This is a genomic window from Heyndrickxia sp. FSL K6-6286 (genome assembly GCF_038630395.1).
Taxonomy (GTDB): Bacteria; Bacillota; Bacilli; order Bacillales; family Bacillaceae_C; genus Heyndrickxia; species Heyndrickxia oleronia.
On record NZ_CP152029.1, the window covers coordinates 1,371,471 to 1,393,183 of the forward strand.

Below are 21,713 nucleotides of genomic sequence, written 5' to 3' on the forward strand. Positions count from 1 at the left end.
ATTTAATAACCTCGTTAGGTGAGGCTCCTATATGGAGATATGCTGCTGCCCAGAAATTTCGAAAGACGCCAATGGGTCAACAGGAACCATCGAATTAAGGTGGTTTTTAATGTAGCTGGATGAACGTTATCCTATGCCATATAGTGCTAAAGCTCAACGATTTGAGTCTTATTCAATCATGATCATTTTTTTGTCAATTATTGAAACATCCTCTTCGTTGGGGGATGTTTTTTATTTTATTCTTTTAGCTTTGGGTACTTTTACTAAATTTTACTATCCATAAAGTTAAGATTTTAATTTAGGTGGTGATGAGAATGGACAATTTACCTGATTCGGTACCTATATATATGAATAAATTTTTAGTTAAAAACGTTCACTTCTCATACCCCTATGAAAGAGAAGTGGAGAAAAGGAAGGATCCACTGATCGATGTGAAGAATGTTTGTCCTTTAAAAAAACGGGAATAGAACACTAGTGTTCTGTTTTTGAAAAAATATTTTTTAGTGGTCTCTTGCCTTTCTTTTCGATGTTTAGGGGAATAATGAAAAGGTAGAAATTATATAATTTTCCCTTTATATTTGGGAAAATCCTCTTTCTTCCTCGAAAAGGAGTGTCTAAGTTGATAATGAATATGACAGAAGACCAAATCATCATTCAAATCATAAAAAACATCAAAGAAGGAAAAAGAAAAGAGTTCCAAGAAATTTTAGATGAACTTCATCCTTATGATATAGCACGGATATTTGAGAGCCTACCAGAAAAACATTATACCCGTTTCCTGTTGTTTCTTTATCCTGAGCAAATCGCAGAGCTTATCCAAGAGCTTGATAAGGAATACCAATTAAAGGTACTTGCAAAACTAGGTGGAGAGAAATCAGGACCAGTAATGGATCTCATGGATAATGATGATCTAGCTTCTTTACTTGAGCATTTGTCACCGGAGAAAATAGATGAGCTTCTCTCAGGTATGAAACAAGAGGAATCTACAATTGTTAAAAATATAATGAATTACTCTCCTGAAACAGCGGGTAGATTGATGACCAATCGTTTTGTGTGGATACCGCAACATTATACAGTTCGTGAAACGGTTGATAAGCTTAAGATATTTGCGGAGTTCTCTGAAACGATTAACTATTTATATGTCATTGATGAGGAAAAACGATTAGTCGGTGTCGTATCTTACCGAGACTTAATATTAGCGGATGAATACGAAAAAATTTATGACATCATGTTTAGTCGAGTGATATCTGTTTCAACTGATGCTGATCAAGAGGAAGTTGCCCGTGTTATTGAAAGATATGATTTTTTAGCTGTCCCTGTTGTCGAGAATAACAATGAGTTAGTAGGGATTGTAACGGTTGATGATATTATTGATGTTTTTATTCAAGAGGCAAATGAAGATATTGAAAAGCTATCTGCCTCTGGTAAGGCGATAGATTTTGATACAAAAGCTTTTGTTGCTGCATATAGAAGATTGCCTTGGTTAATCTTACTATTATTTATTGGTTTAGTATCTGGAACCATTATTAGTGGATTTGAAGATACATTATCAAAGGTTGTTGCGTTAACGTTCTTTATGCCTATGATCGCAGGAATGACGGGGAATACGGGAACACAGTCGTTAGCAGTTGTTGTAAGAGGGTTGGCTACACACGATATTAATAAAAAGGTTGTTTTAAAACTAATCTTCCGTGAATTTTCTGTTGGTCTTATCATTGGGGTTACTTGTGGAATTTTAATTTCGATTATCGCTTATATTTGGCAGGGTAGTCCTGTTTTAGGGTTAGTTGTAGGTAGTTCGTTAATTATGACATTAATCATTGGAACATTAGCTGGGACTATTATTCCTTTAATTTTATATCGCTTTAAGATTGATCCTGCAGTCGCTTCTGGTCCATTAATTACTACATTAAATGACATTTTATCCTTACTTATTTATTTTGGGATTGCAACAGCATTTATATCTAAATTAATGTAATAAATTTTATAGTTAAAAAGGGGCTGGGACATAACTAGCTTCAAATAGTGAAAAAGTTGAATTTGAGCGAACTCAAATTCAACTTTTTCTATTTTTGTGTGTTGATTCTTCTATTACCGTAGTTGTTTGGCCGTGAATTTTCTTAAATTCACGGCCATTAATGCGAGTCCCATTTCATTTTCTACCTTCGATTTTCCTCGTACAGAAAATCGAGAGAAACGCAAATTAGCCTTCAAGAATCCAAAAACTGGTTCCACATCGATTTTGCGTTTTCGATAGATGGTGCTCGTTTTCTCTTCTGAAAGCTTCGCTCTCACATATTCTTTTTGTTGTTCCCATTTTTCATTCACCATTAGTTTTCGATTGTTGCCTTCTTTAGCTTTTGTACATAATGAACGGAATGGACATCCCGAACAGTCCTCACACTCGTAGATCTTGAACCTTCGTTGAAATCCTGTACGGTCAGTACGGACAGAATGATAGTGAAATTCAAGACGTTTCTGGTTAGGGCATATATATGTATCTGTTTCTTCACAATACTGCCAGTTATCGGGATTCAATGGGTTTTGTTTGTACTTTTTCTTTTGCTCCTTCAAATACAGATTAAACGTAATCAGTGCTTCTCGTTTTCTGTTCGAAAGGATATCATTATAGTTTTGTTCACTACCATAACCTGCATCTGCGACAATATGTTTCGGTAACACGAAATAATGGTTCTCGATTTCATCAAGAAATGGAATTAACGTACGTGTATCTGTTGGGTTTGAAAATAAACTATAGGCAAGCGTGTATTGCCCTTCCGTTGCGATTTGTACATTATAGCCAGCTTTCAATTGTCCGTTTTGCATATAATCATCTTTCATTCGCATAAATGTCGCGTCCAGATCTGTTTTGGAATAGCTATTACGTGTGCCAAAGATTTCAAAGTCTCGTTGGTATTTTTGTTTTCGTAAGACAAAATCAATCAATTGTTTACGCACTTGTTTCGGGTATTTGCGCTCACTTCTTAAAGCTTTTCGTTCTGGAACGTCTGATGATTCTTCAATTTGTTTATCATACTCAGCTACGACATTGTCCACTTTTTCAACCAATTGAGCGAGCTCTTTCAATGATAATTGTTCATCACCTTCCCGTTCAATTTCAGGTATAATTTCGTTCTCAAGTAGCTCGTTATATAGCTGGTTTGACCTTTCAATTAAACTGTGATGATATTTCTCAATCGATTTCTTCCAGACAAACGTAAATTTATTCGCATTTGCTTCAATCTTTGTACCATCAATAAAAATTGCTTCTTGATCGATTAGTTTTTCTTCGATTAATTGGCAACGAAATTGGACGAAACATTGGCGAATTAATTCTTTCACATCTGAATGAACACGGAATCGATTGATTGTACGGTAGCTTGGTTCATACCCTTGTGATAGCCACATCATCCGGATACTGTCTTTTAATAGGGCTTCAATTTTTCGCCCTGAAAAGACAGATTGGGTGTAGGCACATAAAATAATTTTAAGCATCATGCGTGGATGATAAGCAGGATAGCCCTCATTTCGCAGAAATGGTTCGAAAACTTCATGAGGAATACTTTCAACTAGATGATGGATATGAAAGGCAATATCATTTTTTTGTAATTTTACTTCTAAATCTAAAGGTAAAACTAATTGATTCATGGTATAATTTTTAAACATAAGGATCCTTCTTTCTGATTTTATTTGGTGTGGTAACTTAATTTTATCAGAAGTGGTCCTTATTTTATTGTAAAAAAATCAAAGCCGGTGAAATTTTACTCGTCGTAAAATTCACCGGCTTTTTCATCTCAGAGGTGGGTTTTGTCCCAGCCTCTTTTTTATTGCTGGGACATTGGACCGGACCCTATGTCCCCGTAGTATCTTCGAATTAAATAGGCAATCCATTTGCAATGTGGATGATTGCGTATATTCTCTTGTAACCCTTTGACGATTGCGGGGCTTAGGCTTGGTTCTATTAGATGCTGCCTTAGGAGGATGAGGGATTCCTTTTCGATAGACTCTTCTAATTCTGATATTTTTTGATCAATCATTGGAAGGATTTGTTCTATTGAAATCTTTTCATTCATTGCTTGGCTTGTAATTTGGACCAGTTCTTTTGAAAGAAAGGAGTTGGACGCCTGCTCAGCAAGTATATTTGTCTTTTCCACTAGTGATCTTACTAATTGATCCAAATCAAGTGGAAGGTTAAAGAACAAGAATAAATGCGAGTACATACTCATAAAGCCTTTGACGCAATACATTAGATCATATTTTGTCTTTAATACGGTTTTTCCATAGAGACGTTCAAGCAATAATAAAATAGTTTTATCAAGTAAACTATTATAGTAATGCAGTTTTTGCATCAATTCATCGTTGAGAGTTTGCGACTGTTCTTTCATAAGAAGTTTTGCGAAGTCCGAATGATTATGAAAAGATTGTAAAATTGTATAATAAAATTTATATAAGAGTATCTCGTTTTTGATATCTCCTCTGACTATATGGTCAATATCTGCGATTACTTGCATCATAAAGTGGTCAATGAGAGCAATAATCAATTCATCTTTTGATTTAAAAGATAAATAAAATGCCCCTTTAGAAATACCACAGTGCTCTGTTATTTGTTGTACAGAAGTTGCCTCGAAACCTTGCCTAGCAAAAAGCTCCAATGCCTTTTCCATTATTAATTGTTTTTTAACCATTTGAATTAATCGCTCCTATGTCTTTATTTGACAAATGACCAAGTAGTCATTATTATAGAAAAATAGGCTAAATAAGTCAAATAAGGGTAGGTGTAAAAGTGAGAGGGTTAGTCAATTTTGTTTTAAAGAATAAACTAGCAGTTTGGTTGCTTACGATAATAATAACTGTATCTGGTATTTATTCAGGTACACGAATGAAAACAGAGACCATTCCTGATATTTCAATTCCTTTCTTAATGGTATCGGATGTTTATCCTGGTGCAACTCCTGAACAGGTAATGAATGATATATCTATGCCAATCGAGAAGGCAGTAGAAGGTCTTGATCATGTAAAATCCGTTTATTCAAATTCATATTCAAACATGGCAAGTATCCAGGTTGAATATGAATATGGGATCGATATGGACGAAGCAAAGCGTGAGTTGAAGTCAGCATTAGATACGGTGAAATTACCTGAGGGAGCACAGGAACCGACAACATCTGCTATTAGTATGAATATGATGCCAGTAGTGGCACTAAGTGTCAGCAGTTCCAAAGAGGATATCGTTGACTTAACATCAACGGTAGAGGAGAGTTTACTACCGAAAATTGAGAAGTTAGATGGTGTGGCTTCTGCCACGATTACAGGTCAGCATATTGAGGAAGTAGATCTAACTTATAATAAAACTAAAATGGATGAATTAGGCTTAACAGAAGATAAGGTGAAAGAAATCATCCAAGCAAGTAACATGTCTGTTTCTTTAGGGCTTTATGAGTTTAAAGAAGGTGAACAAGCTGTCGCTATTGATGGCAAGTTCATGACCATTGATGAATTGAAAAATATGATGGTTCCTGTTACCCCATCAGCGACAAATCCAACCCCATTTGTGAAGCTTAGTGACATAGCAACAATTAAAACTGTCGGTAAAGTACAGTCAGTTTCTCGAACAAATGGGAAGGATGCTATTGCCATACAGATTGTAAAGGGACAACAGGCAAATACAGTTGACGTTGTCAACGAGGTGAAGGATCTTGTAAAAGATGAAAAGAAAAAATATGATGGTCTAAAGATTGATATCACACTTGACCAAGGTGAACCAATCGAAAAATCTGTGTCTACGATGGTGGAAAAGGCCGTATTCGGTGGATTAATTGCTGTATTAATCATTCTTCTTTTCCTACGTGACTTTAAATCAACCATTATATCAATTGTATCTATACCAGTTTCTATTTTCATGGCATTGCTATTGCTCCACTGGTTAGATATTACATTAAATATAATGACCCTAGGTGCAATAACTGTTGCGATTGGAAGGGTTATCGATGATTCAATTGTTGTTGTGGAAAATATTTATCGACGCCTCCATCTGAAAGAAGAAAAATTAACAGGTCGGGCATTAATTCGTGAAGCAACGATTGAAATGTTCAAACCAATTATGTCATCTACTTTAGTAACTGTAGCTGTATTTGCACCTATGATATTCGTTGGTGGCATGGTTGGCGAGTTGTTTATGCCTTTCGCATTAACGATGGCATTTGCACTTGGAGCATCTTTACTTGTGGCAATTACCATTGTTCCAGCCTTATCTCACTTTTTATTTAGGAAAAAGTTATATGGTGAAAGAACGGAAGGTAGCCATAAAGAAGCTGGTAAATTAGCAAGAGGATATAAAAGAATATTAGATAAAGTGCTTAATCATAAATGGATTGCTTCGATTCTTGCAGTTCTATTATTAGTAGGAAGCTTAGCGTTAACTCCATTAATTGGGTTTAGCTTTTTAGGTAGTGAAGAGGAAAAGGTGATGTACTTAACGTATACACCAAAAACGGGAGAACTTCAAAAAGATACTTTGGAGAATGTGAAAGCAGTCGAAGAGAAAATGCTCAAACGTGATGATATTGATATTGTGCAAGTATCTGTCACGGAGCCAGGTGATGCTTCGGCTATGATGATGGGCGGAGGCTCAGGTGGGGCATTAATGTACTTGATTTTTGACCCTGACATGAAAGATTTTCCAAAAGAGAAAGAAAAAATAGAAAAGTACGTGACGACTCTTGATCAATCTGGTACATGGAAGAGCCAGGACTTCTCTTCAATGTCTGGATCAAGTAATGAAGTAAGTTATACTTTCTACAGTGAAAATTTAGATAAACTCAATCAGACTGTAAAAAAAGTAGAAGACTTAATGAATAAGAATGACGATCTTAAAGATGTCTCATCAAGTGCGGAAGATGCATATGTTGAATATACATTCCGAGTGGAACAAGGAAATTTATTGAAATATGGTTTAACAACAGGTCAGCTTGTTGGGATGTTAAGTCCACAAAAAACAAAAGATGTCTTAACAACAGTTGAAAAAGATGGAGATTCATTAGATGTAGTTGTTCAACAAGAACAAGCTGCACAGCCAGAATCTATCAATGATATTTTGGATAAGCAAATTCCAACAGCGCTTGGTAACACAATGCCTCTTTCTGAGCTAGTTAAGGTGAAGAAAGGAACAACGCTAAATACACTTGCACGTAGTAAAGGTGAGTATTATGCAACTGTTTCTGGTAAAGTTAAAGGAAAAGATGTTTCAAAAGTAACTGCTGATATTGGTGATAAAATTGATAAAATGGATTTACCAAAAGGAGTAACTGTAGATGTTGCTGGTGTACAGGCTGATATGAATGAGGCCTTTACACAACTAGGTGTCGCGATGTTGGCAGCGATTGCCATTGTGTACTTTATTCTTGTGGTTACCTTCCGCGAGGGTGTGGCACCATTTGCGATTCTCTTCTCATTACCATTTGCCGTTATCGGATCATTCGTTGGATTATTCCTTGCGGGCGAAACGATCTCTGTACCAGTTATGATGGGATTATTGATGCTTATCGGTATTGTAGTGACAAATGCCATTGTATTAGTAGACCGAATAATTCATATGGAACGTGATGGTATGTCTATGCGTCAGGCAATATTAGAGGCAGGGGCTACACGACTGCGTCCAATCTTGATGACAGCAATTGCAACAGTTGGTGCGTTAATTCCACTAGCATTAGGAGAAGGCGGTGGGGGACTAATCTCGAAAGGTCTTGCCATTACTGTTATTGGTGGTTTAACAAGCTCCACATTATTAACATTACTTGTAGTACCAATTGTCTATGAAGTCTTGTCTAAGATGTTCAAGAAAAAGCGGAATGAAATAGAGGAAAACTAAAGGAAAAAAGCCTTACAAGTCAATTTTTTAGCTTGTAAGGCTTTTTTTTATTGTGGGACAGTGGGACAGTGGACCTGACCCCTTGTCCCACCCCTTGTCCCATTTTTTTATACACGTTTAATTAATTTAATGACCAGGATGATTACGGCTATAACAAGTAGGATATGAATAAATCCTCCTGCAATATGTCCGATGAGTCCTAAGATCCAGAGTAAAATTAGTATGCCAATTATTGCCCAAAGCATATTCAGTCTCCTCCTCTTTGTATTTGTAATAGTTTACCCATGGTTGACAATTCCAAACCAATTGGAAAGTTATGAAATCTTCTCATGTTCATTCCTGAGTGGGGAAAGCTATGAAGTGATTATGAAAATTGGGGGATCATGATGAGGAAGGTTCTTTTTATTCTTGTTACTATCTTTTTTATTACATATTGCGGTACTATTCTTTATCATTCTTATAAACCACTTCCAAAGGGACTTTCCTATGAGGGGAGGATTTATCGTGGAACCGATAAGGAGGTTACTTTATTAACAGATTTAACTTATCAAAGGGGAAATGAGCTTAAAGTAGAACATGAAATCTTTCCTCGGGTTTTTCAAATTATTCAGGAGGCAGAGCAGTTTATCGTTTGTGATTTTTTTTTATTTAATGGTTATTACGATAAACATCTTCATTTTCCGCCACTTAGTGAGAGTTTCGCTAATCAATTGATTAATAAAAAGAAGCAGCAACCAGAAGTTCGGATTATGGTTATCACGGATGAGATTAATACTTCTTATGGTTCACATAAATCGAAGGAACTTGAAAGATTAAAGAAAAATGGGATTGAAGTAATTATGACAGACCTTGATCCATTGCGAGATTCAACTCCACTTTATTCAAGTATATGGAGGATGTTTTTTAAATGGTTTGGACAGTCAGGACAAGAGTGGATTCCTAATGCTATGGCAGATAATGCTCCCAAAATGACCATTCGTTCTTATTTAAAATTATTAAATATAAAAGCCAATCATCGAAAAACGATTGCGACTGATAAAACTGTTTTCATCGCATCAGGAAATCCTCATGATGCAAGTGCTTATTTTTCTAACCATGGCATTGAAATAAGCGGACCGATTATTCATGATCTACTAGAATCTGAGCAGGCAGCAGTTAATATATCAAATGGACCGAAGCTCCCAATATATACGGAAAAGGGGGGGCAGCAAGGTGATCATCAATTTCAGTTATTAACAGAGGGAAAGATATATAAGCATGTTTTAAGAGAAATTAACCGATTAAAAGCTGGAGATGAGTTGTGGATGGCGATGTTTTATCTCGCTGATAGAAAAATTATTCATTCCTTGTTGGAAGCCTCTCAGAGAAACGTAAAAATCAACTTAATCTTGGATCCAAATGAAAATGCTTTTGGAAACAAAAAATCTGGTTTACCTAATCGACCTGTTGCTCATGAGCTGCATAAGAAATCGAAAGGGAAGATTCAAATACGTTGGTATAATACGAAAAAGGAACAATTTCACCCGAAGCTTATTTTTATTAAAAAAGATAAATATTCACTAATTTTTAATGGCTCTGCAAATCTTACCTCTCGTAATCTTGCCGATTATAATTTAGAGACTGATATAAAAATAAAGGCTCCGAATCATTCTAAAGTAGTTCATCAACTAAATCGTTATTTTCATCGACTATGGGAAAATCGCGATGGTGATTTTACACTTGACTTCTCTAAATTCCAAAGTAGGTTCATCTATTTCCAAGAAGGAATCTATAGAATGCAGGAGCTATTGCAATTAACTACTTATTGAATGATTTCTATATTTTAAGGAATACCTTCCTAATCGCCTAAATTTGCATATAATAAAGCGATTTGAAAAGAGGAGGAGAGAAGAAATGGCAAGACATTTAGCATGGCATGAAACATTAGAATTACATGAATTAATTGCATTGCAAAGCAATTGTTTAATACATTTAAAAAAATCATTAAAAAAGGTAACGAACCCAGAATTACGTGATCTATTTTTATTCTCAATCCGTTCGCTGGAAAAAAATATAAAAGAGCTCGTTCCATTTATTTCAAGAGCACCTCGAGCATATGCACATGAACGTCAAGACGATAGTGCATTCTTTGCGGGAAATTTGCTAGGTGCTGCAAAAACATCTGTAAGAACTTATGCAGCTGCAATTACTGAAACTGCCACTCCAGAGCTTAAATCTGTATTTACAAAGCATTTAAATAATAGTATTAAATGGCATACTAAAGTATTTGAATATATGAATAAGCATGGGTATTATCCAGCATTTGATCTTCATCAATTACTTACTAATGACGCTGAAAATGCTGAAAAAGCACTAACAATGAAATATTAATAAGCAGCAAAAAAGAGGATGATATAAATCATCCTCTTTCATGTTTTGGCACTAGCCTAAACATTGTTGCGATTGAATAAAAATATCTGCTGAAGATCGCTACAACTTTCATTTTACTGAGAAGAGCTGCAATCTCCATAAGAACCGCTACTATCTTTTAATGGATGTAAAAGCTGGCAGTTGGGCCTTTACAAAGCAACAAATGATACAAAAAAACAGCCTTTATTTTTGGCTATCAAGAAAGTCTCGAACTTGCTCAGGACTTTTTGCATTTGCACTATGAAGGTGTGCGGACTTTTCTCCGTTTTGAAAAATTAATAAGCTTGGAATTCCCATAACATTATACTTTTCAGCTAGCTCTGGAAAATTATCACGGTTTATTTCATACCATTTATATTGTGAATAATCTTTAATTATATCATCAATAAACATATTTAAACGTGTACAGTCTGGACACCAACCCGCATAGAATTTTATGATTACAGGATCATTACCAGAAATAATATCTTCAAATGTTTCAATTGATTTAATTTCTTCCATTATTACTTTTCCTCCTTAACGATAACATGTTAAATTATTTTTTTTAGGACCATGTCAGGTACTATTAGTATTGTATATAGTTTAATGAATTCATTCAATAAATTAGTCTTCTTTTGTGGATGTTTCCATGTAAATAATATAAAATAATATCTTGGCACAAATTGTTTCTTTGTCTCTTTGAAGGGATTAAGTATAATAGAAATATAATACATAAAGAAAATTAAAGTGTGTATTTGTTAGATTGTATTAGGAGACGAGGATTATATGACTTCTCAGACAGGGAAAACTTCAAAAATAGATTATGGTCTTGTTTTAACATTAATGTTAATGTGTTTGGTCAGTGTTATTTCTATTTATAGTGCACAAAAATCAGGTCAATTAGATCAAAACTTTGTCATCAAACAAGTAGTATGGTATGTAGTGGGAGTATGTATAATAGCAGTTACGATTCATTTTGATTCTGATCAGTTAAAAAGATTATCATGGTATTTATATGGATTCGGAATTTTTCTATTAACATTTTTGATTATTGCTCCAGAAAGCATTGCCCATGTAACGAAGGGGCAAAAAAGTTGGTTTACGGTTCCGTTTATGGGTACCTTCCAGCCATCGGAGGTCATGAAGGTCTTTTTAATTTTAGCATTGGCAAGAACGGTAGTAGATCATCACGATAAATTTATCATTAAGACATTGAAAACCGATTTTTGGTTATTAGTAAAATTAGGATTAGTTACTTTACTTCCCCTTGTGCTAATTATGCAACAACCTGACTTAGGAACCTCACTAGTAGTCATATCAATTCTATTAGGGGTCATTTTTGTATCAGGGATTACATGGAAATTATTATTGCCCATTTTCGGCGGTGGAAGTTTTATTGCAGGAATCGTGCTTTATTTTGCTATTTGGATGCCAGAGATATTAGAAAAATATTTACATGTAAAGCCTTATCAGTTTGATCGGATTAACTCATGGCTTGATCCATATAAATATAAGAGTAATGAGGGGTATCAATTAATCAACTCCCTTCTTGCCATTGGCTCCGGACAAACTTTTGGAAAACAATTTAGTCTTACGGAAGTGGATATACCGGAAAGACAAACCGATTTTATTTTTAGTATGATTGGCGAGAGCTTCGGTTTTATTGGTGCCAGTGTGGTTGTAAGTTTATTTTTTATGTTGATCTATCACATTACTAAAGCGAGCTTAGAAACAAAGAATGAATTTTATTCGTATATTTGTGCTGGTGTAATTGCGATGATTACCTTTCATGTATTTGAGAATATCGGAATGACAATTGGACTTTTACCAATTACTGGTATTCCTTTGCCATTTATTAGTTATGGAGGAAGCTCCTTAATGGGTAATATGTTTGCCATTGGATTAATATTTTCGATACGATATCATTATAAAAAGTATATGTTCGGTGGAGAAAAATAGACAGTATGCTAGCCCGTCACATATTAAGTTTCGGGCTAGCTTTTTTTATTCAACCGTTCCACTTTCCATAATCGTTACCTTCGGAATAACATTTAAGGTGATTTTCTTGTAATCCTCATCCCACCATTTATCATAATTATAGTGTTTTGTTTTACTTTTTACATATTCGCCAAGTCCCACGGGATCAATGCCTCTATCTTGAAAAGTGTGTAGCATTTTTAAACATTCTTTCTTTATATCCTTTTCCATTGCTTGCTCGAGACCGTTGATTACTTTGTGGGATACTTTTTTTCCAGAGTATTCACGTACTACAGCATCGACATTGATATAGATATTAGCATGAAGTTTGCCAGGAGATTTTATAATTTTAATTTTATTTTTGGAATGAATGCTTCGTATCACCGCTTCATTTTTTCCGTAATTAACAATTTTACTTCCTTCACTATACTTGTCCACCATAAGTTTAAAATAGAACATTTTCTCTTCACTAACTTTATAAACAACCTTGTTTATACTAAAAATTCCTATCCCAACTATTTCTAACGTGTTGTCATTTATTTTCTTTAGTATAGGTAAAAAAGCATCTCTACCTCTTGAAGCGTAATAGTTTCCAAATAGGTGAAGGTTTAGTTTAGGAACATCGCGATTTTTCATATTATGTGTGAGCAGATTTTTAATATAGGTACCATTTCCTTTAAATCCATAATTCCCTTCTAATACATCTTGTGCATTATCCTTTTCTACCATTGCTAATAAAATTCTTGAACCTACATTCGGATCTCTTAGGAGGGAATCAATCAGTCTAACAAAGCCATGTTTAGCTAATTCTTCCCCAAATAATACAGCTTGAATCCCCCCTGTAACAAGAGGATCACTGGAACGTCGTTCAAGTGCTGTTAGAACATCCCTGCTTGTTTCAGCTACCGTTGTTAAGGTTTGATTTTGAAAGCTCTTATCAGGTAAATATTTTACATAAAGAAGGGTACCTTTCAAATGATCATTCTCAGCTAGGTCATATCCTTGAGCTGTTTCAATATTTAATTCATCAATAATTTGCTTTTCCACACAACCTGTTAGTAGGGTTGTACATAGTAAAATGAGTAAATATTTTTTCATGATTTCAGCTTCACCTTCTTTAACAGCCAAACTAAAATTAATAAAAATGGAATATAGATAAAATTAATTAAAAAACCTAAATTCCCTAAAATCCTATTGATCATATTTATTTGTTGTCGGGTTTTAAGCAAAGGAATAATTAGAAGAGAAAGAGCTGCTATGATAAATACTCCTTTTCTTTGTGAAATTTTATATGTTTGTTTAAGTATTCGACTCGCACACCATAATGCAAGACATACATTCGGCAAAATAATTAAACACCAATTGGCAATACCGACATATTCGAATCGCTCTACGACAGGAAGATGGACAATTTTCCACGTAGACAGTGTCGCCCAAATGTATTTTTGAATTTGTTCCTCACTGTAATAGGCAAATGATATGAGGGTTGTATATAAATACAGGGCGGTTGATGAAAAGAGGCCAATATGAGCCCACTTTTTTGATTTATTTGGTTCTTTAATAAAAGGATAGTAGATCAGGAACACTTCATACCCCATAAATGTTAAGGACATTTGATGAGAAGCAATAATTAATTCTTTGAGAGAATGATCAAGTAAAGGCAAAAAATGCTTGAAATCTGAATAAGGGATCGTAAAGCCAAACAATACAATTAAATAGGAAGGAAAAACGACTCCAAAAAAAGCAATTCCAGTTACTGTCCGAAATCCTCCTCTCACAATATAAATACAGAGAATGAGGAAGAATAAGGTAAACCAAAAAGTATTTAAATCGGGAAACATCCATACCTGAACGATTTCGATATAGGTTCGCAGAATGGTGATGATAAAAAAGGTAAAATAAAGAATAAAGAAAGTATTAAATAGCGATCCAATCCATTTTCCAAATACAAATTTATGTGTTTCGCTTAGATCCTTTTTTCCCATTTCCAATAGCTTATACATCATCCACATAATCATATTGGTTGCTAAACCTGCAATAATAACAGAAATCCAAGCATCATAACCTGCTGTTTTCGCAATAAGTCGTTGAAAACCTAAAGCACCCACACCTATTTGAATGGATGTAACTGTAAAAAAAACGAGGAATGGTGATATTTTTCGGTTTTCAGGTACTGTTTGCATAGTATGACTCCTAACAGAATAAAAATGGATAAATTCTTTCACTACTTTCTTAGTACTCTTTATTCATCAATATCTATCTTTTGTTTAGCATTTTTAGAGGAAAAGCGTTTCTTCTTATCGGTTCGTAAATATTTAGGCCGTTTTGCCTGTTTACTAAAACCTAATCGAACAATGGTATCTTTCAAATCACTCCATCTAGGCGGATAGATTGGCTCTAAATATGGTCTACCCAACGAAGTTAAGCGAATTAAATGGGTAAGAAGAATACAAAAGCAAAATACAATTCCAAGTAAACCCCAAAGCTGAGCAAAAATTAAAAATGGGAAACGGATGAAACGAATGGTATTACCAATTTTGTAAATTGGTGTTGTAAAGGAAGCGAGTGCAGCTAAGGCGACAAATATTAGTAAGACATTACTAGTTAATCCAGCTTCAACTGATGCAGTACCAATAACAATTCCTCCCACGATACCGATTGTTTGACCGATCTTTGTTGGTAGTCTAGCTCCGGCTTCTCGTAAAAGCTCAATTGTAATTTCTAATACTAATGCCTCCAAAATAGGTGGTAAGGGAACCCCTTGCCGTGAACTGATTAAGGTTGCCATAACTGCTCTGGGAACCATTTGATAATGATAAGTTAGAGCTGCAACATATAGTGGTGTAACTATAATGGAAAAGACAACTGAGAAAATACGCAAAATACGAAAGAACGTTGCGATAATCCAGTTCAAGTAATAGTCTTCAAACGAAACGAAAAATTCTAATAGCGTAGTGGGCCCGATCAAAGCATGTGGGGAACCATCCACTACCATAACCACTTTTCCTTGACTGAGAGAGCCAGCTGCCCTATCAGGTCTCTCTGTATCAAGAAAGATAGGAAAAGGGGAGGCTTGGTTATCCGAAATTAATTGTTCCACAAAGGAACTATCACTAATTTCATCAAATTCTAAGCTTTCAAGTCTTTGTTTGACAGTTTCAACATTTTCCATCTCAACGATGTCTTCCATATAAAGAATAGCAATTCTTGTTTTGGATAATTTACCTACAGTTAATTCCTCTACAATCAATTGTTTGACAGGAAGCCGCTTTCTAATTAAATTTAAATTTTGATCAAGGGATTCAATAAACGCTTCTTTTGGACCTATGACGCTAAATTCAATTTCTGGTGCACTTACTGAACGAGTAATTTCCTTTTGAGCAGCTATAAACGCATATTTCCCCTCATCTGTCTCCACCTGTAATAAAATATATCCGTTATATATCTTTTGATCGACCTTGGCCATATCTGTAGTAATTTCTACATCTGCTACAGGAAGAAGTTTTTTTATGTCTCCAATTGTTGCAAAATCTCCTTCTAATAAATCAGGTAATATGTCCTTTTGAATAATTTCTTCATCTACAACTGTGGAGACGAAAGTTAAAGAAAATTGCATCCCAGTTCGACTATTAATATATTTTGCTTCTGTTACATCTTTTGATTTAGGCTTGAGACTTTCCTTTTTAGGTTCAATATTTTGTAATTGCTGTTTCTTTTCTTTTCTCTTCTTAAAAAAATCCATATTTGATCCCCCGATTAAAGTGATCGTAAGATTAGATTTCATTTACTTTTGACATTTATCAGTATTGTTACCAAATTGCAGGGAACTATGTAAATCAATCAATGAACTAAATTATTCTTTGAAATAGCTTCTTTTATGACAAAAGAAAAAAAGCTGATTGTTGTCAGCTTTTTTCTTTTGTCATTTTTATTAGTGTTTGAATATCATTCGTTAATTTGTCATATGAAGGTTGATCTGATTGGATATTTGCTTTTATTTTATCGATTAAAGCTGGTGCTCCAGTATTTGTGATCGTTAAAATTTGTACATGCCCATTAAAAGCATCTGTCATCATTTTTTTTGCTTTATCTAAATTATCATCTGAGTAATTTTCTTTATTATTTATCCCTCGCTTTTTCCCAGTCCCTGATTCACCATGTGTCCCGCTAAGAACTTGATTTTGCATGTCGTCATATTGATTAGAAGTCGTTTCATGCTTTGCTCTTGCGAGGATAACGGTATCATCAAGTACAAAAACTTTCACACCTGGAATTCCGGCACCTGATAAACGTGATTCTAAATGGGAAGAAATGCCCCCATCATGTAACCCAGAGCTACCTATCAAGCTATATACATTAGACCCTAATCCATTTGTAATGTTTCCATTTTCATTAGTAGATAATTTTTTGGTGCGGTCAACACTAGGAATTTCATTCACATTTTGATTTAGTTTTGTAGATACATTTTCATTCCTATAGTTGTCATGATTGGTTGATACGTTTCTTGGCTGGTCCGTATTCGTAACCCCTTGTCGATTATTGGCACCTTGTTGACTTGTGCATGCGGCAAGTACAAGAAGTACACCAATCATAGGAACCATCCATTTGCTCCATGTTTGCTTCATTTTCTTAACCTCCTAGATCGATATTATTATTTCAAAAATTAGCGTTCCCAAAATTGTTTAATGTATGAGTAAAAAAAATTAGGTCATATTATAAAAAACACCATAATTACTTTTTTTGAACCTAAATGGTGAAAATTTCAGGAGGTGGAATCACGTGACAGATGAAAAAAACCAAGAAACTCCAGAATCACTCTCAAGACGTCGATTTATTAAAAACACCGGGTATGTTGTTGGTGGTGTCGCTGTTGGTGGGGTGGTTGGAAGTTTATTACCTTTTGGGAATAGAAAAAACGAAAAAGAAACGACTAAAAATAATCAAAAGGTAGCAGGAACTAACGCAGAAAACTTTAATCAGGCATTGATGTATTTTACACAAGAGCAATTCAATATTGTCAATGCAGCAACAGAAAGAATTTTTCCGGAGGATGATAATGGGCCAGGGGCAAAAGCTCTTGGGGTTGCTTTTTTTATTGATCACCAATTAGCTGGTGAATGGGGTTTCAATGGAAGGGAGTATATGCAGCCTCCTTTTTATCACGGAGAAAAAGTTCAGGGTTATCAAGGCAGATTAAAGCGGAGAGAAATATTTGATATCGCATTACAGGAAATACAGAATCATAGCATGGATAAATATAAGAAAAGGTTTGTTGAGCTCTCTGGTGATGAACAGGATGCTGTGTTGAAAGATTTTGAAGAGGATAAGGTGAAGATCACAACAATTTCACCGAGTGGATTCTTTAGTATGCTCAGAAGTGCAACTTTAGAAGGTGTATATAGTGATCCATTGTATGGTGGAAATATCAATATGAATGGATGGAAAATGAGGGATTATCCTGGGAATCAAATGGCGTATGCGGAAATTATTGAACAGGATTTCAAAAAGATTGCTCCTCAAAGTCTTCGAGACCATCTTTCTCACTAATGGAAAAGTAATTTTAAATGAATTTGCATATTAGGAACAGAGGTGAATAAAAATGGCAAAAAAATTGCCAAAAGTAGATGTAGTAGTAGTTGGAGTTGGCTGGGGAGGCGGCATTATCGCGTCCGAATTAACGAAGCAAGGCCTTAATGTGGTCGGATTAGAGAGAGGAAAAGAAAGAAAAACCGAAGATTATTTTATGGTTCATGATGAACTTCGTTATGCGCTACGTTATGAGCTATTCCAAGATCTCTCTAAAGAAACGACTACTTTTCGGGGGAATGAAAAAATACGGGCTCTTCCAATGAGACAATATGGTTCCTTTTTATTAGGAGATGGGTTAGGTGGTGCTGGTGTCCATTGGAATGGACAAACCTATCGTTTTTTACCATATGATTTTGAAATAAAAAGTAAAACCATTGAAAAATATGGTAAGAAGAAAATACCTAATGGAATGACACTTCAGGATTGGGGAATCACTTATGATGAATTGGAACCCTATTTTGATAAATTTGAGAAAATGGCGGGGATTTCTGGGGAGGAAAATCCATTAGCTGGTAAGCGATCGGATAAATATCCAACGCCACCTATGAAGGTTTCACCAGCAATGAAAATGTTTGCGGATGCAGCAAAAAATATGAAATTGCACCCATATAATTCCCCATCTGCAAATCTTTCAAAAGCCTATACGAACCCAGATGGGATTTCTAGAGCGGCTTGTCAATATTGTTCATACTGTGAACGATTTGGATGTGAGTATGGAGCAAAAGCAGACCCTGTTGTAACAGTCATCCCAGTTGCAAAAAAGACGGGTAAGTTTGAAATTAGAACCCATTCCCATGTAAGAAGAATCTTACATAGTGGGAATAAAGCAACAGGTGTGATGTATACAGATGTCACCACTGGTGAGGAAATCGAGCAGCCAGCAGACATTGTTGTTCTAACAAGTTATGTATTCAATAATATTCGTCTATTACTAATGTCTGGTATAGGTAAACCATATGATCCAAAAACAGGTACGGGAGTTATTGGAAAGAATTATTGCTACCAAGTGCTCAAGGGAAGTGCTGTAGGTTTTTATGATAATAAAAAGTTTAATACATTTGCCGGAGCGGGTTCTCTTGGAATGTGTTTAGATGATTATAATGGTGATAACTTTGACCATTCGAATTTAGACTTTTTACATGGTGCAAGAATAGCTTTGTTTCAAAATGGACAAAGACCGATTCAAAATAATGCTGTTCCTAGTGGCACTCCTTCCTGGGGAAAAGAATTTAAGGAAAAGTCTATAAAATATGCAAATTCCTATTTATCTGTTGGTGCAGAAGGTGCATCACTCCCGTTTCAGCATCATTATGTTGATTTAGATCCAACTTATAAGGATGCATTTGGAGATCCATTGCCACGGATTACATTTGATTTTGAGGATCAGGATCGAAATCTTGCTATCTTCATGGCTAAAAAATGTGCAGATATATTAAAAGAAATGGGTGCGGACCATATTGATTATACTAAGGAACTGGGCCCATTTGATAATACAACTTATCAATCTACTCATAATACTGGTGGAGTCATTATGGGAAGTGACCCTGGAACATCGGCTGTAAATAATTATTTGCAAATGTGGGATGTAGATAATTTATTTGTTGTAGGTGCCTCAGCATTTGCTCATAACTCAGGATACAATCCGACTGGTACGGTAGGGGCTTTATCCTATCGCGCAGCCGAGGGAATTTTGAAATATCATAAATCAGGTGGTTCACTCGCATAAACAAAAGGAGGATTGCTATGTTTTTATCTAATATCGGAATCCCAGGACTTATTATTATACTGGTGATCACATTAATTATTTTTGGACCAAAAAAATTACCTGAAATTGGTTCAGCATTTGGAAAAACGTTATCTGAATTTAAGAGAACAGCAAATACAATTATGAGTGATGAAGTCGTTGAGGAAAAAAATGTAAAAAGTGAAAACCAGGTAGAGAAATAAGCTCATTTAGACTCTAGATTGATAGAAGAGTAAAGAATCCTGGGAGGAAATAGGATTAAGCTAATCGTTGCTATACTATTTATAAGGGGTTTATCGATTCTAAGAGTTATTAATAAAGGAGATGGATTTCATTGTCAGAAGATCTCCAATCCAATGTAGAAAAAGATGAAGCTACGCTAGAGCATTTTACAGAATTACGTAAAATATTATTACAATCAGCATTGTTCTTTGCAGTTATGTTTATTGGATTTTTAGTTTTTATGCCAAAGGTATTGCCGTTATTATCCAATGGATATGATATCGTTTTGATGGGGCCGTTAGATGTCATTCGTTTTTACACGGGTGTTGCAGGAGCACTGGCTATAGGACTTACTGTTCCTTTTATGGGTTATCAAATATGGAGGTTTGTGAAGCCAGGACTTACACCAACTGAAAGTAGAATAACCTTGACCTATGTTCCAGCCATTTCAATTAGCTTTATAATGGGGATTTCTTTTGGTTATTTTATTGTCTTTCCCGTGTTATTTAAGTTCTTAATGAATTTAGGGCAACAATCCTTTCACGTTTTGATTACAGCAAGAGAATATTTTCTGTTTTTATTAACATCAACCCTTTCATTAGGAATCCTATTCGAATTGCCGATTGTGATGGTATTTTTGACATCAATTGGATTTTTAACTCCGACGAAGTTGAAACAAATACGCAAATTTGCGTATATTGTCCTTGCCATCATATCAGCACTAATTACGCCACCAGATTTTATTAGTCAAATTTTAGTGTTGACACCGCTAGTTGTTCTATATGAACTCGGCATTTATCTTTCTATCCTTTCCTTTAAGAAGAGGATGAGAAAAGAAGCCGTTCTGAATCCATAAGAAAAGAAGGGACTATCTAAAGATAGTCCCTTCTTAGTTTATTGTAAAAAGATTTTTTCTATATCGTCTAGCATAAGGTTTGCAGCAAGAACTCCACCTGCTGTATTCCAAATATCATCATTTACCTTATGCACATTTCCAGCTTTTGCAACTTTTAAATTTTTAAATAGTGGGTCATTAATCCAATCCTTTTCAAGGGTAGATGCTTCACCATCACCAGTTTCATAAGTGAAGTAGAATAGTATGTCTCCATCCATAGCTGGGATTCTTTCCTTTGTTAAATTTCTTTCCGCAAAGTCATCTTTATTTTGATCACCAGGACGATTAAATCCAAGTTCATCTAAAATTACGCCTGCAAATGTATCTTTATGATAAATTCGAACATCTCCAGTCATAAAACGAACAAGAGAAACGTTCATTTTTAATTTATCACCTAATTTCTCTTTTAAATCAGCAATTCTTTGATCATAGTTCTGTAATACTTCTTTTCCTTTTTCTTCTTTATTTAATGCTTTCGCATACAGCTCAAAGTTTTCTTTCCAATCACCACGTAATGTTTCTGCAAAAACAGTAGGAGCGATTTCTTTTAATTGGTTATAAATTTTTTCCTGACGCATTTTATTTCCAATAATGAGGTCTGGGTGTAGTTTAGCAATAGCTTCAACATTTACTTCGCTTTCAGTTCCGACAACTTCAGTATCTTTTAATTGATCACTAATATGCTTATACCAAGGGTCACCAGTCCATGATTTTACAGCTCCTACGGGAGTAACGCCCATTGCAAGAAGAGCCTCAGTTCCTTCATTAGTTAAAATAACCACTCTCTTAGGTGTCCCTTTAATTGTAGTTTTACCCATAGCATGTTCAACTGTGTAACTTGCTTCATTTCCTTTTTTACTCTCTTTGCTATTGTCAGTGCTATTATTTTCTTTATTTCCACAAGCTGCAAGAACAAATATAGCTATAATGGATAGAAGTGATACGATTAGTCGCATTTTTTTCATGCGTTGTTACCTCCTGATAGATATGTAGAATATTGAAAATCATTATCAATTACCTCTCCAATCATA

Annotated in this window: 19 protein-coding genes and 1 riboswitch; of the genes, 10 read left to right on the forward strand and 9 right to left on the reverse strand. The window is 35.0% G+C overall.

Annotation, left to right across the window (positions count from 1 at the left end):
• Nucleotides 1–3 precede the first annotated feature (3 nt).
• A riboswitch (M-box (ykoK) riboswitch) is annotated at nucleotides 4–173 on the forward strand.
• A gap of 141 nt (nucleotides 174–314) precedes the next feature.
• Both MHI39_RS06735 and mgtE read left to right on the forward strand, forming a co-directional pair.
• Nucleotides 315–467 (forward strand): hypothetical protein, encoded by a 153-nt coding sequence (locus MHI39_RS06735; protein WP_161809508.1) that lies wholly within the window; start codon nucleotides 315–317, stop codon nucleotides 465–467.
• 152 nt (nucleotides 468–619) lie between these two features.
• Complete coding sequence (gene mgtE, locus MHI39_RS06740; RefSeq protein WP_058002827.1) at nucleotides 620–1,978, forward strand: magnesium transporter; 1,359 nt, start codon at nucleotides 620–622, stop codon at nucleotides 1,976–1,978.
• Nucleotides 1,979–2,091: 113 nt separating this feature from the next.
• On the opposite strand, the gene MHI39_RS06745 is transcribed toward mgtE, so the two are convergent.
• Together MHI39_RS06745 and MHI39_RS06750 are read right to left on the reverse strand one after the other, a co-directional pair.
• Complete coding sequence (locus MHI39_RS06745; RefSeq protein ID WP_342540934.1) at nucleotides 2,092–3,666, reverse strand: IS1182 family transposase; 1,575 nt, start codon at nucleotides 3,664–3,666, stop codon at nucleotides 2,092–2,094.
• Nucleotides 3,667–3,824: 158 nt separating this feature from the next.
• A complete protein-coding gene (locus tag MHI39_RS06750; RefSeq protein WP_058002826.1) occupies nucleotides 3,825–4,685 on the reverse strand; it encodes a TetR/AcrR family transcriptional regulator in 861 nt (286 codons plus the stop codon).
• Between the two features lie 98 nt (nucleotides 4,686–4,783).
• Here MHI39_RS06750 and MHI39_RS06755 point away from each other — a divergent pair, with 98 nt between their 5' ends.
• Nucleotides 4,784–7,867: an efflux RND transporter permease subunit gene (locus MHI39_RS06755; protein WP_058002825.1), complete on the forward strand. Its 3,084-nt coding sequence runs from the start codon at nucleotides 4,784–4,786 to the stop codon at nucleotides 7,865–7,867.
• 107 nt (nucleotides 7,868–7,974) lie between these two features.
• On the opposite strand, the gene MHI39_RS06760 is transcribed toward MHI39_RS06755, so the two are convergent.
• Nucleotides 7,975–8,112, reverse strand: coding sequence for a lmo0937 family membrane protein (locus MHI39_RS06760; protein ID WP_139254913.1), 138 nt, complete (start codon nucleotides 8,110–8,112; stop codon nucleotides 7,975–7,977).
• 141 nt (nucleotides 8,113–8,253) lie between these two features.
• Here MHI39_RS06760 and MHI39_RS06765 point away from each other — a divergent pair, with 141 nt between their 5' ends.
• Nucleotides 8,254–9,675 (forward strand): phospholipase D family protein, encoded by a 1,422-nt coding sequence (locus tag MHI39_RS06765; RefSeq protein ID WP_342540935.1) that lies wholly within the window; start codon nucleotides 8,254–8,256, stop codon nucleotides 9,673–9,675.
• Nucleotides 9,676–9,760: 85 nt separating this feature from the next.
• Nucleotides 9,761–10,237, forward strand: a complete 477-nt coding sequence (locus tag MHI39_RS06770; protein WP_058002823.1) for a spore coat protein — start codon at nucleotides 9,761–9,763, stop codon at nucleotides 10,235–10,237.
• A 222-nt stretch (nucleotides 10,238–10,459) separates the two neighbouring features.
• Here MHI39_RS06770 and MHI39_RS06775 read toward each other — a convergent pair whose 3' ends face one another.
• Nucleotides 10,460–10,777 (reverse strand): thioredoxin family protein, encoded by a 318-nt coding sequence (locus MHI39_RS06775; RefSeq protein WP_251338256.1) that lies wholly within the window; start codon nucleotides 10,775–10,777, stop codon nucleotides 10,460–10,462.
• A 264-nt stretch (nucleotides 10,778–11,041) separates the two neighbouring features.
• Between MHI39_RS06775 and MHI39_RS06780 the strand changes: the two genes are divergently transcribed.
• Nucleotides 11,042–12,214 carry an FtsW/RodA/SpoVE family cell cycle protein gene (locus tag MHI39_RS06780; RefSeq protein WP_212944505.1) on the forward strand — a complete coding sequence of 391 codons (1,173 nt, stop codon included), beginning with the start codon at nucleotides 11,042–11,044 and terminating at the stop codon, nucleotides 12,212–12,214.
• Nucleotides 12,215–12,259: 45 nt separating this feature from the next.
• On the opposite strand, the gene MHI39_RS06785 is transcribed toward MHI39_RS06780, so the two are convergent.
• The 4 genes from MHI39_RS06785 to MHI39_RS06800 form a co-directional block, all read right to left on the reverse strand.
• A complete protein-coding gene (locus tag MHI39_RS06785; protein WP_259549410.1) occupies nucleotides 12,260–13,330 on the reverse strand; it encodes a Ger(x)C family spore germination protein in 1,071 nt (356 codons plus the stop codon).
• On the reverse strand, nucleotides 13,327–14,415 hold the full coding sequence (locus MHI39_RS06790) for a GerAB/ArcD/ProY family transporter (RefSeq protein ID WP_342540936.1): 1,089 nt from the start codon (nucleotides 14,413–14,415) through the stop codon (nucleotides 13,327–13,329). The genes MHI39_RS06785 and MHI39_RS06790 overlap by 4 nt, the downstream gene beginning before the upstream one ends.
• A 59-nt stretch (nucleotides 14,416–14,474) precedes the next feature.
• Complete coding sequence (locus MHI39_RS06795; protein WP_078109454.1) at nucleotides 14,475–15,974, reverse strand: spore germination protein; 1,500 nt, start codon at nucleotides 15,972–15,974, stop codon at nucleotides 14,475–14,477.
• A 163-nt stretch (nucleotides 15,975–16,137) separates the two neighbouring features.
• Nucleotides 16,138–16,857 carry a hypothetical protein gene (locus tag MHI39_RS06800; RefSeq protein WP_058002817.1) on the reverse strand — a complete coding sequence of 240 codons (720 nt, stop codon included), beginning with the start codon at nucleotides 16,855–16,857 and terminating at the stop codon, nucleotides 16,138–16,140.
• Between the two features lie 154 nt (nucleotides 16,858–17,011).
• On the opposite strand from MHI39_RS06800, the gene MHI39_RS06805 reads away from it, so the two are divergent.
• The 4 genes from MHI39_RS06805 to tatC all read left to right on the forward strand — a co-directional run bounded on the left by MHI39_RS06805 (nucleotide 17,012) and on the right by tatC (nucleotide 20,643).
• Nucleotides 17,012–17,779 carry a gluconate 2-dehydrogenase subunit 3 family protein gene (locus MHI39_RS06805; RefSeq protein WP_058002816.1) on the forward strand — a complete coding sequence of 256 codons (768 nt, stop codon included), beginning with the start codon at nucleotides 17,012–17,014 and terminating at the stop codon, nucleotides 17,777–17,779.
• Nucleotides 17,780–17,831: 52 nt separating this feature from the next.
• Nucleotides 17,832–19,547 (forward strand): GMC family oxidoreductase, encoded by a 1,716-nt coding sequence (locus tag MHI39_RS06810; protein ID WP_058002815.1) that lies wholly within the window; start codon nucleotides 17,832–17,834, stop codon nucleotides 19,545–19,547.
• A gap of 17 nt (nucleotides 19,548–19,564) precedes the next feature.
• On the forward strand, nucleotides 19,565–19,768 hold the full coding sequence (gene tatA / locus MHI39_RS06815) for a twin-arginine translocase TatA/TatE family subunit (RefSeq protein WP_058002814.1): 204 nt from the start codon (nucleotides 19,565–19,567) through the stop codon (nucleotides 19,766–19,768).
• A gap of 131 nt (nucleotides 19,769–19,899) precedes the next feature.
• Entirely contained in the window at nucleotides 19,900–20,643 is a 744-nt protein-coding gene (gene tatC / locus MHI39_RS06820) for a twin-arginine translocase subunit TatC (RefSeq protein WP_058002813.1), read from the forward strand.
• Between the two features lie 38 nt (nucleotides 20,644–20,681).
• On the opposite strand, the gene MHI39_RS06825 is transcribed toward tatC, so the two are convergent.
• Complete coding sequence (locus MHI39_RS06825; RefSeq protein ID WP_180213333.1) at nucleotides 20,682–21,647, reverse strand: iron-siderophore ABC transporter substrate-binding protein; 966 nt, start codon at nucleotides 21,645–21,647, stop codon at nucleotides 20,682–20,684.
• Nucleotides 21,648–21,713 lie beyond the last annotated feature (66 nt).